Source organism: Aurantiacibacter sp. KMU-128, assembly GCF_056933515.1.
In genome coordinates this window covers 2,975,196-2,988,768 of the sequence record NZ_JBXORT010000001.1, presented here as the reverse complement: position 1 = coordinate 2,988,768, position 13,573 = coordinate 2,975,196, and the positions used below count along the sequence as shown (strand labels likewise).

The window sequence follows — 13,573 nt, the reverse complement described above, 5'->3', positions numbered from 1 at the left end:
GATGCGCGAAATGCTCCTGATCGTCGCGCGGGCGCGCAATGGCGTGATTGGCCGCGACGGCACGCTGCCCTGGGCGATTTCCGAAGATCTGAAACGCTTCAAGAAGCTCACCATGGGCAAGCCGATGGTGATGGGCCGCAAGACTTTCGAGAGTCTGCCCGGCCTGCTGCCCGGACGCCGCCATATCGTGCTGACACGGCAGAAGGATTGGCAGGCCGAGGGCGCGGAAGTGGTGCATTCGGTCGCGGATGCGCTGGCGCTGGCGGGCGAGGAGGATGTCGCGGTGATTGGCGGTGCGGAGGTGTTCGACCTGTTCTGGCAGCATGGCACGCATTTCGAGCTGACCGAAGTGCTTGGCGATATCGAGGGTGACACCTTCATGCGCTCCCCCGCCGATGATCCCGCGTGGGAAGAGATCGCCCGCGTCCCGCATGAGGGCAGCGACACCCATCCCGCCTTCCACTTCGTCAGCTACCGGAGGCGCGCGTGATCGGCAAAATCCTCAAATTCACCGCGATGTTCCTCGTCGTCGCGTTGGCGGGTTTCTTCGCCTTTGCTCCCGGCATTGCCGAGCGCAGCATGAACGAGATCGCCGACGCGCCGCTGCCCGAAATCTCGGAGGAAGCGCGCGCGCTGCACGCTACGCTCACCATTGTCGATCTGCATTCGGACACGCTGATGTGGAAGCGCGACCCGATCGCACGCGCCGGACGCGGGCATATGGATCTGCCGCGGCTGATCGACGGCAATGTGGCGCTGCAAGTCTTCTCCAGCGTCACCAAATCGCCTGCCGGGCTCAATTTTGATCGCAATTCCGCCGATGCGCGCGACAATATCACGCTGCTCGCCATCGGCCAGTTGCAGCCATACGAGACGTGGTTCTCGCCGTTCCAGCGATCGATGTATCACGCCGCGCGGCTGGACGATGCCGCCGCCCGCGCGCCCGATGCGCTGCGCCTGATCCGCACGCCTGCGGATATTGACGCCATGCTGGCAGAGCGTGACGCGACCGGGCGGCCCATCGGCGGGCTGTTTTCGGTCGAGGGGTTGCACAATCTGGAGGGCGACGGCGACAATCTCCAGCGCCTGTATGATGCCGGGCTGCGCATGGCGGGGCTGGTGCATTTCTTCGATAACGAGCTTGCCGGATCGATGCATGGCGAGGCCAAGGGCGGCCTCACCCCGTTCGGGCGCGAAATCGTGGGGGAGATGGAGCGGCTGGGTATCGTGGTCGATATCGCCCATTGCAGCCATCAATGCGTCGCCGAAGTGCTGGCGCTGGCGCGCCGTCCGGTCGTCTCCAGCCATGGCGGGGTGCAGGCGACCTGCGCCACCAACCGTAACCTTTCCGACGACGAGATTCGCGGCGTCGCGGCGACCGGCGGAGTGATTGGCGTCGGCTATTTTGACGGCGCGGTGTGCGGCACGTCGCCCGCGCAGATTGTCGCGGCGATGCGGCATATCGCCGATCTGGTGGGGGTGGAGCACGTTGCGCTGGGCAGCGATTATGACGGCTCGGTCGAAGTCGGGTTTGATACTGCGCATCTGGTGCAGATTACGCAGGCGCTGCTGGATGACGGTTTCTCCGAGGACGAGATCCGCGCGATCATGGGGCTGAATGCGCTGCGCGTGCTGCGCCAAGGGATTGCGCCTATGGAGCAAGGCGCGTGAGGCTTAGCCACCGCGAGTCCGTGCCAGAGGCGCTGCGCGGCGCGATTGTCGCGCTCGGCAATTTTGACGGCTTCCATCGCGGCCACCAGCACGTTGTGGCCGAGGCGGTGAACTGGGCCAGGGCGCAGGGCCGCCCCGCCATCGTCGCCACTTTCGATCCGCACCCCGTCCGCCATTTCGCGCCGCACGTCCCGCCCTTCCGCCTCACCAGCCTCGACCAGCGCGAGGAGCTGTTCACCGCCGCAGGGGCCGATGCGATGCTCGTCTTCGACTTTGGCGACGAACTGGCGGCGATGGAGGCGGAGAGCTTCGTGCGCGATCTGCTCGGCCACCATATCGGCGCGGGCGGCGTCGTGACGGGCGAGGATTTCACTTTTGGCAAAGCGCGCGGCGGCAATGTCGAAGTGCTGCGCGAGGTCGGCTTGACCTGCGGGATTGCCGCGCGCGCTATCAGTCCGGTGGGCGATGCGGGGCAGGTGATCTCCTCTAGCCGCATCCGCGATGCGCTGAAGGCGGGCGAGCCGCAGACCGCCGCCGCGCTGCTCTCCCGCCCCTTCACCGTGCGCGGCACCGTTATCCATGGCGACAAGCGCGGGCGCGAGCTGGGCTATCCGACGGCGAATATCGACATGGGCGCCTATATCCGCCCGCGCTTCGGCATTTACGCGGTGACGGGGCGCGTGCTTTCCACCGGGCAAATGCTCAAAGGCGCGGCCAATCTCGGCATCCGCCCGCAATTCGATCCGCCCAAGGAATTGCTGGAGCCGTTCTTTTTCGACTTTGCTGGCGATCTATATGGCGAAGAGCTGGACGTGGCCTTCCACCACTTCCTGCGGCCCGAAGCGAAGTTCGACAGCCTCGACGATCTCACCGCGCAGATGGAACGCGATTGCGACGCAGCGCTTGCGTTGCTGGACGGGTGAAGGGAAACCCTTTCGCGGCGCAGCCGGGCATCCCGGTTGAATGCGCGCAGAGAGCGCAGAGGACACGGAGAGGTTGCGCTCCATTCTCTGCGCCCTCTGCGTTCTCTGCGCGGGAAAATTACGAGACGCCTGCGGCGCGATTGTGCGCTGCCCTCTTCGTGGCTTCCTGTCTTCGTGTGAAAACTTCCCTCTCGCCCCCGCCCCCACCCCGCATAACAATAAACGAAATTGCCCAAAGCCCACGCCGCCGCTAAGGCGCGCAACCTATGAGCGAAAAGCGCGACTACCGAGACACCGTCTTCCTGCCGAAGACCGATTTCCCCATGAAGGCCGGGCTCCCGCAGAAGGAGCCGGGCATTCTGGCGCGGTGGGAAGCCGAGGATGTTTACGGCCGGCTGCGCGCCGCGCGTGAGGGGCGCGAGAAATTCGTGCTGCACGATGGCCCGCCCTACGCCAATGGCAATATCCATATCGGCCACGCGCTCAACAAGGTGCTGAAGGATGCGGTTGTGCGCACGCAGAGCCTGCTCGGCAAGGATGCGCCCTATGTTCCCGGCTGGGACTGCCACGGCCTGCCGATCGAATGGAAGGTGGAAGAAGCCTACCGCAAGAAGAAACAGAATAAGGACGAGGTTCCGCCGCGCGAATTCCGCGCCGAATGCCGCCAGTATGCCGCCGAATGGGTGGATGTGCAGCGCGAGCAGTTTAAGCGGCTCGGTATCACCGGCCAATGGGACAAGCCGTACCTGACGATGGCCCCCGAGGCCGAGGCGGGCATTGTCGCCGAATTGCTGAAGTTTGCCGAGAGCGGCCAACTCTATCGCGGCGCGAAGCCGGTGATGTGGTCGCCCGTGGAGAAGACCGCGCTGGCCGAGGCGGAGGTCGAGTATGAGGACATCACCTCGACGCAGATCGATGTGGCGTTCGCCATCACCGAAGCGCCAAATGCCCCCGACTTGATCGGGAGTTTCGCGGTAATTTGGACAACGACGCCCTGGACAATCCCGGTAAACCAAGCCCTGTCTTTTGGGCCCGACATTGAATACGGCCGCTACATAATGCGGGGCGAAGAGCGGACCATTCAGGTCATCCTCGCCACCGATCTCGTTGCCGAGTTCGAACGGCGCACAGGCCTTGAGAACGAAGATCCCGATGGTCAGCCGCTGGTCGCGTTCAAAGGGTCGGATCTGGAAGGCTCAGTAGTCCGCCACCCGATGCACCATCTCGGCGGGTTCTTTGCCGAGCCCCGACCCATGCTTCCCGGCGATTTCGTCACCACCGACAGCGGCACCGGCCTCGTCCATATGGCGCCCGATCATGGCGAGGACGATTTCGATCTGTGCAAGGCGCACGGCATCAATCCGAAATTCGTGGTCGATGCCGACGGGCGTTACCGCGAGGATTGGGGCTGGCTCGGCGGGCAGGGTTCGGTCATCAACCCCAAGTTCAACGCGCCGGACGGGTCGATCTGCACAGACCTGCGCGCGGCAGGCGCGTTGCTGAGCGCTTCGGCGGATTACCAGCACTCCTATCCGCATAGCTGGCGGAGCAAGGCGAAGGTCATCTTTCGCTGCACCCCGCAATGGTTTGTGCCGATGGATAGTCCCATCGGTGCGTTCGATTTCGATGTGGCCCCACTGGGCGGCATCGGCGGCGCGATTGCGCTGGGCGTGCAGGCAGCGGACACCGCAACCTTGCGCGAAACCGCCCTCACCGCCATCGCGGAAACCCGCTTCGTGCCCGAAAAGGGCCAGAACCGCATCCGCTCGATGGTCGAAGGCCGCCCCGACTGGGTGCTTTCCCGCCAGCGCGCATGGGGCGTGCCGATTACTTTGTTTGTCGATCGCAAGAGCGGCGAATATCTGGTCGACCCGGAAGTCAACGCGCGCATCGTCGCCGCAGTGAAAGCCGACGGCGTCGATGGCTGGTCGGAAGAAAATGCCGCGCATTTTCTAGGGGAAGGTCGCAATCCCGACGATTACGAGATGGTCACCGACATTCTCGACGTGTGGTTCGACAGCGGCTCCACCCACGCCTTCGTGCTCGAAAGCGGGGTTTGGCCCGATCTGCAAAGCCCGGCCGATCTCTACTTGGAAGGCAGTGACCAGCATCGCGGCTGGTTCCAGTCGAGCCTGCTCGAAAGCTGCGCCACACGGGGCCGCGCGCCGTATAAAGCGGTGCTGACCCACGGCTTCACGATGGCGGCAGACGGGCGCAAAATGTCCAAATCCTTGGGCAATACGGTCGATCCGCTGAAAGTGATGGAGGAATACGGTGCCGACATCATCCGCCTGTGGGCGCTGAGCGTCGATTACACCGAGGATCACCGCATCGGGCCGGAAATCCTCAAAGGCGTGGCCGACCAATACCGCAAGCTGCGCAATACCTTCCGCTATCTCTTGGGCGCGCTCGACGGCTTTACCGATGCGGAGCGGGTGGATGTGGGGGAGATGCCCGAGCTGGAGCGGTATATGCTCGGCCTGCTGGGCGAACTGGACGGCAAGCTGCGCGCCGCGGTCGATGCGTTCGATTTCAACGCCTACACCCGCGCGCTGACCGATTTCGCCAATGAAGACCTCTCGGCCTTCTTCTTCGATATCCGCAAAGACCGGCTCTATTGCGACGCGCCCATGGGGCTGGAGCGCCGCGCCTACCGCACTGTGCTCGACACGCTGTTCCACGCCCTGATCCGCTACGCCGCGCCGGTGCTGGTGTTCACGAGCGAGGAAGTGTGGGGGACGCGCTATCCCGATGCGGGAAGCGTGCATTTGCTGGAGTGGCCTGAAGTGCCTGCTGGGAATGCGGACACCGCTCGCTGGGATGCACTGCGCGCCCTGCGCGAGCGGGTCACCGAAGCCATCGAACCGCTGCGGCGCGAAAAGACCATCCGCTCCGGCCTCGAAGCCGAAGTCACTGTGCCCGCCAGCGCCGTGCCCGAAGGCTTCTCCACGAGTGATCTCGCCGAGCTGTTCATCACCGGCACAGTGACGCTGGGCGATGGGGAGAGCGTGAGTGTCACCAAATCCTCCGATGCCAAATGCGGCCGCTGTTGGCGCTTGCTGCCCGAAGTTGGCGAAGACGGCGATCTGTGTCATCGCTGCGAAACGGTCGTAACCGCAATGGATGCTGCATCATGACCCAGATCGGCAAATTTCGCGCCATCGGCCTCGCCATTGCGGCGGTGATCTTTGTTGCTGACCAGTGGATGAAGCACTTTGTGGTCAACACGCTGGGGCTCGACCAGATGGGCGAGAACTACCCGCTGCTGCCCTTTTTCGACTTCACCCGCACCAACAATTACGGCGTCTCGCTCGGTATGTTCGAGGCGACGAGCATGGAAATGCGCTGGATCCTCGTCGGCGTCACCGCGCTGATCGCGCTGGTCGTGGCGGTGTGGATGATGCGCGAGAAGCTGCTGGGCGACATCATCGCATTGAGCCTCATCCTCGGCGGCGCGCTCGGCAATATCGTTGACCGATATCGCTTCGGATACGTGGTCGACTATGCCGATTTCCATATCGGGGACTTCCGCCCCTTCCTTATTTTCAACGTCGCCGATGCTGCTATCACCATTGGCGTTGTGATTATCCTTGCCCGCGCGCTGTTCATCCGCGAGAAAGAGGATGACGGCCAAGAGGCCACACACGAGACACCTGACGCGAGCCCCTCTGCAGAGGGCCGAGAGAGTTAAGACCCATGGCCAAATTCACCCGCATCCTTTTCGTCGCCGGCGCGGCCAGCGCCCTGACCGCGTGTGGCGGTATCGACATTGCCAACCGTGAGCGGCCCGACGAATTTGCCGTGCAGCGGCAGGCCCCGCTGGTGGTGCCGCCCGATTTCCACCTCGTGCCCCCGCAACCCGGCGCTCCGCGACCGGTCGAAGGCACGGCGAGCGAGCAGGCGCTGGAAGCCCTGTTCGGCGGCCCGCAGCAACGTTCGGCCGTGGAAACGCGCGCGCTCGAACTGGCGGGTCTGGCAGAGCCGGGAATCCGCTCGGCGATTGGCGACGAAGGCACCTTCACGGTGAACAAGGGCACCGAAGTCCGCACAATCCTCGCCGCCCCGCAGGGTGACGGCCAGGCGGCTCGGGTTGTGATTCCTGGTTGATTTGTTTGCGAAGCCGCATCCGCGGCTTCGTCCTCGCTAGACGCGCTCCGCTTCGCTGCGCGCCCGCTGCGGGCGGGCAGTCGCCCTTTGTCGGCTGCTGGCCGCAGCCGATCTCAGCACTTTGTCAATTTTGAAGCAGTGAGATCGGAGCCGCAGGCGACGACCGAGCGCACGCGCGCGTCCCGCAGGTGCCGCGCAGCGGGAACGAAGTCCCCGCGGAGCGAATAGCACCGAGGACGAACCCGCGGATGCGGGTTCGCAAACAAACATCTACCCCCTACTGCCTACTGCCTACTCACTACTGCCTGTTAACCAGCAGCTTATCGATCTTCCGCCCGTCCATATCGATCACTTCGAAGCGCCAGCCCTGGTCGGTAAAGTGCTCGCCTTCGGTGGGCAGGTGTTTGAGCACGTAGAGCGCGTATCCCGCAGCGGTGGCGAATTCGCGGCCTTCGGGGAATTCGAGGCCCAGCCGGTCGGCAAGATCGTCCGCTGCCAGCGCGCCCGAAACCAGCAGCGAGCCGTCCTCGCGCTCGGTAATCATCGGCGTGTCGCCTTCGTCCTGATGGCTGGCGAAATTGCCCGCAATCGCGGCGAGGATATCGGCATTGGTGACGATACCGTCCAGATGGCCGTATTCGTCATGCACCATCGCCATGCCGGTGCCCGATTGCTGCAGCACTTTGAGCGCGTCCAACGCATCGAGCTGGTCGGGCACGACTTCGCTTTTGCGCGCGAGGCCGACCAGATTGACCGGCTCTCCGGCCACCATCAGCGCGAGGATTTCGCGCACTTTGACCACGCCGATCACCTTGTCCGCCTCCCGCTCGATCACCGGCATAAGCGAATGCGGCGATTCGCCGATGGCCTTGCGGATCGTGTCTTCATCGGCATCGGCTTCCAGCCAGTCGATTTCGGTGCGCGGGGTCATCACTTCGCGAACGGGGCGGTCTTGCAGCCGCATAATGCCCGACAGGATCGCCCGCTCCTGCTCCTCGATCACGCCGGTATGCGTCGCATCGGCGAAGATCATCTGCAGCTCTTCCGCGGTCATCTTGTGATCGCCCTTGTGGCGGATGCGCAGCAGGGCGAGCAGCAAGTTGGACGAGGTATCGAGCAGCCAGACGAAGGGTTTGGAAATGCGCGCCAGCATATCCATCGGCCGCGCCATGATGATCGCCACCGGCTCCGCCGCGCGCAGGGCAAGCTGCTTGGGCACGAGCTCGCCGATCACGAGGCTAAGATAGGTGGTGACGCCGATCACCACGACATAGCCGATATTGTCAGCAATATCCTCGTCCACCCCCAACTGCGCGATCCGCGCGCCCACCGGCTCGCCCAGCGCCGCGCCCGACACGGCACCATTGATAATCCCGATCAGGGTGATGCCGATCTGCACGGTGGAAAGGAATTTGCCGGGATCGGCAGCCAGCCGCATGGCAATGCGCGCGCTACCGCTGCCCTTGTCTGCCGCCATGCGCAGCCGCGCGGTGCGTGCCGAGACAATGGCCAGCTCCGACATGGCAAACACGCCGTTGAGAACGATCAGGAAGACGAGCGCGGCAAGGTAATGCCAGGGAAAAGGTTCCATCAGGATTGCGGCGCTAGCAGAAAGCGGCGGGCAAGCGAAGAGGCAGCGCACAAAGCGTGCAGACGAGCGAAGTTTGCGCAGGGATACACAAAGTTACGGGAACGTCTGCCAGCGTTCATCATTTATTTGCCATGTTGGGACTCTGGCGCAATCCTGTTATCTGGATGCAGTCAGGGCGAGAGATGGAGGACTGGATACCATGACCAAGAAATTTTTGACGACGAGCGTGGCAGCGGTTGCGCTGATCGGCACGACCACCGCGTGCGTGACCGATCCGAACACCGGCAACCAGGTCATTTCACGCGCGGCCATTGGCGGCATCGGCGGCGCGGGCCTGGGCTATCTGCTCGGTGGGATTGTCGGCGGGCGCACCGCGCGCATTGTCGGTGCAGGAATCGGCGCAGCGGCGGGCGGCTATGTCGGCTACCGCATGGATGAGCAGATCCGCGAGATCGAGGAAGTCACCGCCGGCACCGGCGTCGATGTGACCGAAACGCCGGGCGGTGATGGCATTCTGGTGACCTTCCCCGATGTGACTTTTGCGGTCAATTCTACCACGATCACCCCGTCCATGCGCGAAGTGCTCGACGGCGTGGCGCAGAGCATGATCGACTATCCCAACAGCCTGATCGACGTGATGGGGCATACCGACTCGACGGGAAGTGACAGCTACAATCTCGATCTGTCGCGCCGCCGTGCCGAATCGGTGGCGAACTATCTCGTCTCGCGCGGCGTTGCCCGCGCCCGGATCGAGACGATCGGCTATGGCGAGCAATATCCGGTGGCGGATAACACGACCGATGCAGGCCGCGCAGCCAATCGCCGCGTAGAAATCCGTATCACGCCGGTAACGCAGGCTGATGTAGACGCGGCCTACTAACAGCTTGCTAGAGCAAGAGAGAGAAAGGGGCGTCCTGCGGGGCGCCCCTTTTTTATTGGCGCGAGAGGGTTGCCGCCCGCTCCGCCAGCCGCTCGACCGCCGCGCCGTGGATCGCCGCAGCACATACCAGCAGGCCAAAAGCGCGCGGATCGCGCTTGTTGTAGGCGAGCGGATTGCCGAATGCGTCGGTCACCCGCGCTCCCGCTTCCCTCGCGATCAGAGCGGCAGCGGCGATGTCCCATTCGTAGCCCCAGCGCAGGGTCGCCACCAGATCGGCCTGGTCATCGGCTACCATGGCCACGCGCAGCGCGATGGAATTGGGTTTCTCGACCATCGCCAGATCGCGGTCTTCCTTGGCCAGCGAATCGGCGGGCACGCGCGCGCCGGAAAACTCGCTCCGCGTGCTCGCCACCAGCCGCTTGCCGTTAAGCCACGCGCCCTTGCCCGCAACGCCCGACCACACCTCGCCGCGCGCGGGTGCCACCAGCGTACCGAGCAAAGGCCGCCCGCCGCTCACCAGCGCGACCGACACGGCCCAGCCGCTGCGTCCGCGAATGAAATCGCGCGTCCCGTCAATCGGATCGACCAGCCAGACGAGTCCGCCATCCAATCGCTCTGCCGAATCGGCGGTTTCTTCGGACAGCCACCCTGCGGCAGGCAGCAGCGCGCCCAGTTCGCGCTTCAGAAAAGCGTCGACTTCCAGATCGGCCTCGCACACAGGGCTGCCGGGCGTTTTCTCCCAGCTTTTCAGCTCGTGACCCGCGCCCGGCCACCGGCCCAACGCCATATGGCCCGCTTCGCGGCAAATCTGTTCAAGGCGCATCGTATCGATCATATCGGCCTGCCAGATGATCGACGAATGTAGCGTTTGCAAGCGCGCGGCGATGATGCTTTAGCGCAGCGCAGCATTTTCCATTTTCGACAATGAAGGTTTCCCAATGAACATCCACGAATACCAGGCCAAGGAACTGCTCGCCAAATTCGGTATCGGCGTGCCCACCGGCTATCCGGCGTTGAGCGTGGACGAAGCGGTGGCAGCGGCGGAGAAGCTGCCCGGGCCGCTTTATGTGGTGAAGGCGCAGATTCACGCAGGCGGCCGCGGCAAGGGCAAGTTTGCCGAACTGCCCGCCGATGCCAAGGGCGGCGTGCGGCTGGCCAAGAGCGTTGACGATGTGCGCAAGGACGCCACCGAAATGCTCGGCAACACGCTGGTAACGGTGCAGACCGGCGATGCGGGCAAGCAGGTCAACCGGCTCTACGTCACCGATGGCGTGGATATCGCCAAGGAATATTACCTCTCCATGGTGATCGACCGCGCGAGCAGCCGTGTCGCCATGATCGTTTCGACCGAAGGTGGCATGGATATCGAGGAAGTCGCGCATTCGACGCCGGAGAAGATCGCCACCATCACCATCGATCCCGCCACCCGCTTTATGCCGCATCACGGCCGCGCGGTGGCCAATGCGCTGAAGCTGGAAGGCGCGCTCGCCAAGGCAGCGGCCAAGCTGGCGAGCCAGCTTTACACTGCTTTCACGGCGCTCGATTGCGATATGCTCGAAATCAATCCGCTGGTGGAGACCGCCGGCGGCGAACTGCTGGTGCTCGACACCAAGATGAGCTTCGATTCGAATGCTCTCTACCGCCACCCCGATATCGAAGCCATGCGCGACGAGACCGAGGAGGACCCGATGGAAGTCGAAGCGAGCAAGTATGATCTCGCTTACATCAAGCTCGATGGCGATATCGGCTGCATGGTGAATGGGGCGGGCCTTGCCATGGCGACGATGGACATCATCAAGCTCAATGGCTCCTTCCCCGCCAACTTCCTCGATGTGGGCGGCGGTGCGACGACCGAGAAGGTGACCGCGGCGTTCAAAATCATCCTGTCCGATCCGGCGGTGAAGGGCATTCTGGTGAACATTTTCGGCGGCATCATGCGCTGCGACACGATTGCCGAGGGCATTGTGATCGCCGCCAAGGAAGTCGAACTCGACGTGCCGCTGGTCGTCCGCCTCGAAGGCACCAATGTTCAGCAGGGCAAGGATATCCTCGCCAATAGCGGCCTGCCGATCATCCCCGCCGACGATCTGGGCGACGCTGCGAAGAAGATCGTCGCCGAGGTGAAAGAAGCGGCGTAACTTCAGGGCCGGTCAGGAGTTCGGCATGGTACAGGTGCTTTTGCTGATCGTTGTGGCGGTCGCCATGGTGTTGGTTCTGAAGAGCTTTTCGAAAGCGTCGTCCACCGATGATCTCTCCACGCTGTCCAAGGGACAGTTGAAGCAGAACATCGCCTTTGCGCGCATGGTCGTGAAAAACAATGCCGACGAAGCCAAACGGGCCGAAGCGGCGCAGACCATTGAGCGGCTGCAGGCCGAGTTGGACCGGCGGGAGGCGAGCTGATTTTGTCGCCAGCATCTTAGCCATTCTTACACATTGCCGCACACACAAAGGGCCGCATTTCCAATTCGGAATTGCGGCCCTAGTGCTTTCAGGGCAAGGAACAAGGCGCAGGCCAATGCTGCTTGACGTATACGTCAAGTCGTTTACATAAGCGGCATACCTTTGGGCTCGGAGAGGGCCGAATCACGAGAGGGCACAGCGATGAAAATTCTCGTCCCCGTCAAACGGGTGATTGATTACAATGTGAAGCCGCGCGTCAAAGCGGACGGCTCGGGCGTCGATCTCGCCAATGTCAAAATGAGCATGAACCCGTTCTGCGAAATCGCCGTGGAAGAGGCGATCCGGCTGAAGGAAGCGGGCAAGGCGGAAGAGATCATTGCGGTCAGCGTCGGCCCGGCCAAGGCGCAGGAAACGCTGCGCACCGCGCTCGCCATGGGCGCAGACCGCGCGATTCTGGTGGAAACCGAGGATGCGGTTGAGCCGCTGGCGGTCGCCAAGATCCTTAAAGCCATCGCCGATGAAGAGCAGCCGGGACTGGTGATGCTCGGCAAACAGGCGATTGATGATGATTCGAACCAGACCGGCCAGATGCTCGCCGCGCTGATGGGCCGCCCGCAAGGCACCTTCGCCAGTGAAGTGAGTGTCGACGGAGATTCCGTCAGCGTTACCCGCGAAGTCGATGGCGGCTTGGAAACGGTGAAGCTTTCGCTTCCCGCCATCGTCACCACCGATCTGCGCCTGAACGAGCCGCGCTATGCCAGCTTGCCCAACATCATGAAGGCGAAGAAGAAGGAACTCGCGGTCAAAACCCCCGCCGATTACGGCGTGGACACCACCCCGCGCCTCACCACCACCCACGTGGCCGAACCGCCGGTGCGCAAGGCGGGCGAGATCGTCGCCGATGTGGACGCGCTGGTCGCCAAACTCAAAGCGCTCGGGGTGGCGTAAGACACATCCCCCGCGCGTCCTGAGCTTGTCGAAGGACTGTCCTTTCTTTTGGACCGGGGTTTAAAGATTGAAGTGCAGCCCTTCGACAGGCTCAGGGCGAACGGATTTTGAGGAAAGAATACAATGGCTAATCTTGTCCTTGCTGAAACCGCTGGCGATGCCATCGCTGATGCAACTCTTGCTACTATAACCGCTGCTGCCAAGCTCGGCGGAGATGTTCATGTGCTCGTCGCCGGGTCGTCGGCAGCCGCCGATGCCGCCGCGAAGATCGCTGGCGTGTCGAAAGTTCTCCATGCGGGCGATGCTGCCTACGCCAACGGCCTTGCCGAGAATGTAGCGCCGCTGATTGCGGGGCTGATGGACGGCTATGACGCGGTGCTTGCCCCTGCCACCACCACCGGCAAGAACGTGCTGCCTCGCGTCGCCGCCACGCTCGATGTGATGCAGGTGTCCGACATTATCAGTGTCGAAGGCCCCAAGAGCTTCAAGCGCCCGATCTATGCCGGTAACGCCATTGCGACGGTCGAAAGCTCTGACGCGAAGCTGGTCATCACCGTGCGCACCACCGCCTTTGAAAAGGCCGCTGCCGAGGGCGGTTCCGCCGCGGTCGAAAGCGTCGCAGGCGCGGGCGATGCAGGGATTTCGCAGTTCGTGAAGCTCGACGCGGTCAAGTCCGACCGTCCCGAGCTGACGAGCGCAGGCATCATCGTTTCGGGTGGTCGCGCGCTGAAGGACGGGCCGACTTTCGAGCAATATATCACTCCGCTCGCCGACAAGCTCGGCGCCGCCATCGGCGCCTCACGCGCGGCAGTGGACGCAGGCTATGTTCCGAACGACTATCAGGTCGGCCAGACCGGCAAGATCGTTGCGCCGGAACTTTACGTCGCAATCGGCATTTCGGGCGCGATCCAGCATCTGGCGGGCATGAAGGATTCCAAAGTGATCGTCGCGATCAACAAGGACCCCGACGCGCCGATCTTCCAGGTGGCGGATATCGGTCTGGTCGCAGACCTGTTCACCGCCGTGCCGGAATTGACGAGCAAGCTCTGATTT

General features: G+C 63.2%; 13 protein-coding genes. 11 read left to right on the top strand and 2 right to left on the bottom strand.

Annotated elements, in window-relative coordinates; translation table 11 throughout:
* The first annotated feature begins 1 nt into the window (after window position 1).
* The 6 genes from ACS0VV_RS14655 (at window position 2) to ACS0VV_RS14630 (ending at window position 6,701) form a co-directional block, all read left to right on the top strand.
* Entirely contained in the window at window positions 2-490 is a 489-nt protein-coding gene (locus ACS0VV_RS14655) for a dihydrofolate reductase (protein ID WP_483533427.1), read from the top strand.
* Entirely contained in the window at window positions 490-1,671 is a 1,182-nt protein-coding gene (locus ACS0VV_RS14650) for a dipeptidase (RefSeq protein WP_483533567.1), read from the top strand. The genes ACS0VV_RS14655 and ACS0VV_RS14650 overlap by 1 nt, the downstream gene beginning before the upstream one ends.
* Entirely contained in the window at window positions 1,668-2,594 is a 927-nt protein-coding gene (locus ACS0VV_RS14645; protein WP_483533426.1) for a bifunctional riboflavin kinase/FAD synthetase, read from the top strand. The genes ACS0VV_RS14650 and ACS0VV_RS14645 overlap by 4 nt, the downstream gene beginning before the upstream one ends.
* Before the next feature lie 266 nt (window positions 2,595-2,860).
* On the top strand, window positions 2,861-5,731 hold the full coding sequence (ileS, locus tag ACS0VV_RS14640; RefSeq protein ID WP_483533425.1) for an isoleucine--tRNA ligase: 2,871 nt from the start codon (window positions 2,861-2,863) through the stop codon (window positions 5,729-5,731).
* Window positions 5,728-6,285, top strand: coding sequence for a signal peptidase II (gene lspA, locus ACS0VV_RS14635; RefSeq protein WP_483533424.1), 558 nt, complete (start codon window positions 5,728-5,730; stop codon window positions 6,283-6,285). The genes ileS and lspA overlap by 4 nt, the downstream gene beginning before the upstream one ends.
* 5 nt (window positions 6,286-6,290) lie before the next feature.
* A complete protein-coding gene (locus ACS0VV_RS14630) occupies window positions 6,291-6,701 on the top strand; it encodes a DUF3035 domain-containing protein (RefSeq protein ID WP_483533423.1) in 411 nt (136 codons plus the stop codon).
* A 298-nt stretch (window positions 6,702-6,999) separates the two neighbouring features.
* Here the strand turns inward: ACS0VV_RS14630 and ACS0VV_RS14625 are convergent, their stop codons facing one another.
* The gene (locus ACS0VV_RS14625) at window positions 7,000-8,292 is read right to left on the bottom strand and encodes a hemolysin family protein (RefSeq protein ID WP_483533422.1); all 1,293 of its coding nucleotides are present in this window, start codon (window positions 8,290-8,292) and stop codon (window positions 7,000-7,002) included.
* Window positions 8,293-8,491: 199 nt separating this feature from the next.
* Between ACS0VV_RS14625 and ACS0VV_RS14620 the strand changes: the two genes are divergently transcribed.
* Complete coding sequence (locus ACS0VV_RS14620; protein WP_483533421.1) at window positions 8,492-9,172, top strand: YiaD family glycine zipper/OmpA-like lipoprotein; 681 nt, start codon at window positions 8,492-8,494, stop codon at window positions 9,170-9,172.
* Between the two features lie 52 nt (window positions 9,173-9,224).
* On the opposite strand, the gene ACS0VV_RS14615 is transcribed toward ACS0VV_RS14620, so the two are convergent.
* On the bottom strand, window positions 9,225-10,007 hold the full coding sequence (locus tag ACS0VV_RS14615) for a 3'(2'),5'-bisphosphate nucleotidase CysQ (RefSeq protein WP_483533566.1): 783 nt from the start codon (window positions 10,005-10,007) through the stop codon (window positions 9,225-9,227).
* A gap of 103 nt (window positions 10,008-10,110) precedes the next feature.
* Between ACS0VV_RS14615 and sucC the strand changes: the two genes are divergently transcribed.
* The 4 genes from sucC to ACS0VV_RS14595 all read left to right on the top strand — a co-directional run bounded on the left by sucC (window position 10,111) and on the right by ACS0VV_RS14595 (window position 13,570).
* Entirely contained in the window at window positions 10,111-11,310 is a 1,200-nt protein-coding gene (gene sucC, locus ACS0VV_RS14610; protein WP_483533420.1) for an ADP-forming succinate--CoA ligase subunit beta, read from the top strand.
* 25 nt (window positions 11,311-11,335) lie between these two features.
* Entirely contained in the window at window positions 11,336-11,572 is a 237-nt protein-coding gene (locus ACS0VV_RS14605; RefSeq protein ID WP_483533419.1) for a hypothetical protein, read from the top strand.
* A gap of 201 nt (window positions 11,573-11,773) precedes the next feature.
* On the top strand, window positions 11,774-12,520 hold the full coding sequence (locus ACS0VV_RS14600) for an electron transfer flavoprotein subunit beta/FixA family protein (protein WP_483533418.1): 747 nt from the start codon (window positions 11,774-11,776) through the stop codon (window positions 12,518-12,520).
* Window positions 12,521-12,643: 123 nt separating this feature from the next.
* Window positions 12,644-13,570, top strand: coding sequence for an electron transfer flavoprotein subunit alpha/FixB family protein (locus ACS0VV_RS14595; RefSeq protein ID WP_483533417.1), 927 nt, complete (start codon window positions 12,644-12,646; stop codon window positions 13,568-13,570).
* Window positions 13,571-13,573: the final 3 nt, after the last annotated feature.

Coding starts and splice junctions, on each gene's coding strand:
- ACS0VV_RS14655 (WP_483533427.1), top strand. CDS start 2: ATGCGCGAAATGCTCCTGATCGTCGCGCGGGCGCGCAATGGCGTGATT.
- ileS (WP_483533425.1), top strand. CDS start 2,861: ATGAGCGAAAAGCGCGACTACCGAGACACCGTCTTCCTGCCGAAGACC.
- lspA (WP_483533424.1), top strand. CDS start 5,728: ATGACCCAGATCGGCAAATTTCGCGCCATCGGCCTCGCCATTGCGGCG.
- ACS0VV_RS14630 (WP_483533423.1), top strand. CDS start 6,291: ATGGCCAAATTCACCCGCATCCTTTTCGTCGCCGGCGCGGCCAGCGCC.
- ACS0VV_RS14625 (WP_483533422.1), bottom strand. CDS start 8,292: ATGGAACCTTTTCCCTGGCATTACCTTGCCGCGCTCGTCTTCCTGATC.
- ACS0VV_RS14620 (WP_483533421.1), top strand. CDS start 8,492: ATGACCAAGAAATTTTTGACGACGAGCGTGGCAGCGGTTGCGCTGATC.
- ACS0VV_RS14615 (WP_483533566.1), bottom strand. CDS start 10,007: ATGATCGATACGATGCGCCTTGAACAGATTTGCCGCGAAGCGGGCCAT.
- sucC (WP_483533420.1), top strand. CDS start 10,111: ATGAACATCCACGAATACCAGGCCAAGGAACTGCTCGCCAAATTCGGT.
- ACS0VV_RS14605 (WP_483533419.1), top strand. CDS start 11,336: ATGGTACAGGTGCTTTTGCTGATCGTTGTGGCGGTCGCCATGGTGTTG.
- ACS0VV_RS14600 (WP_483533418.1), top strand. CDS start 11,774: ATGAAAATTCTCGTCCCCGTCAAACGGGTGATTGATTACAATGTGAAG.
- ACS0VV_RS14595 (WP_483533417.1), top strand. CDS start 12,644: ATGGCTAATCTTGTCCTTGCTGAAACCGCTGGCGATGCCATCGCTGAT.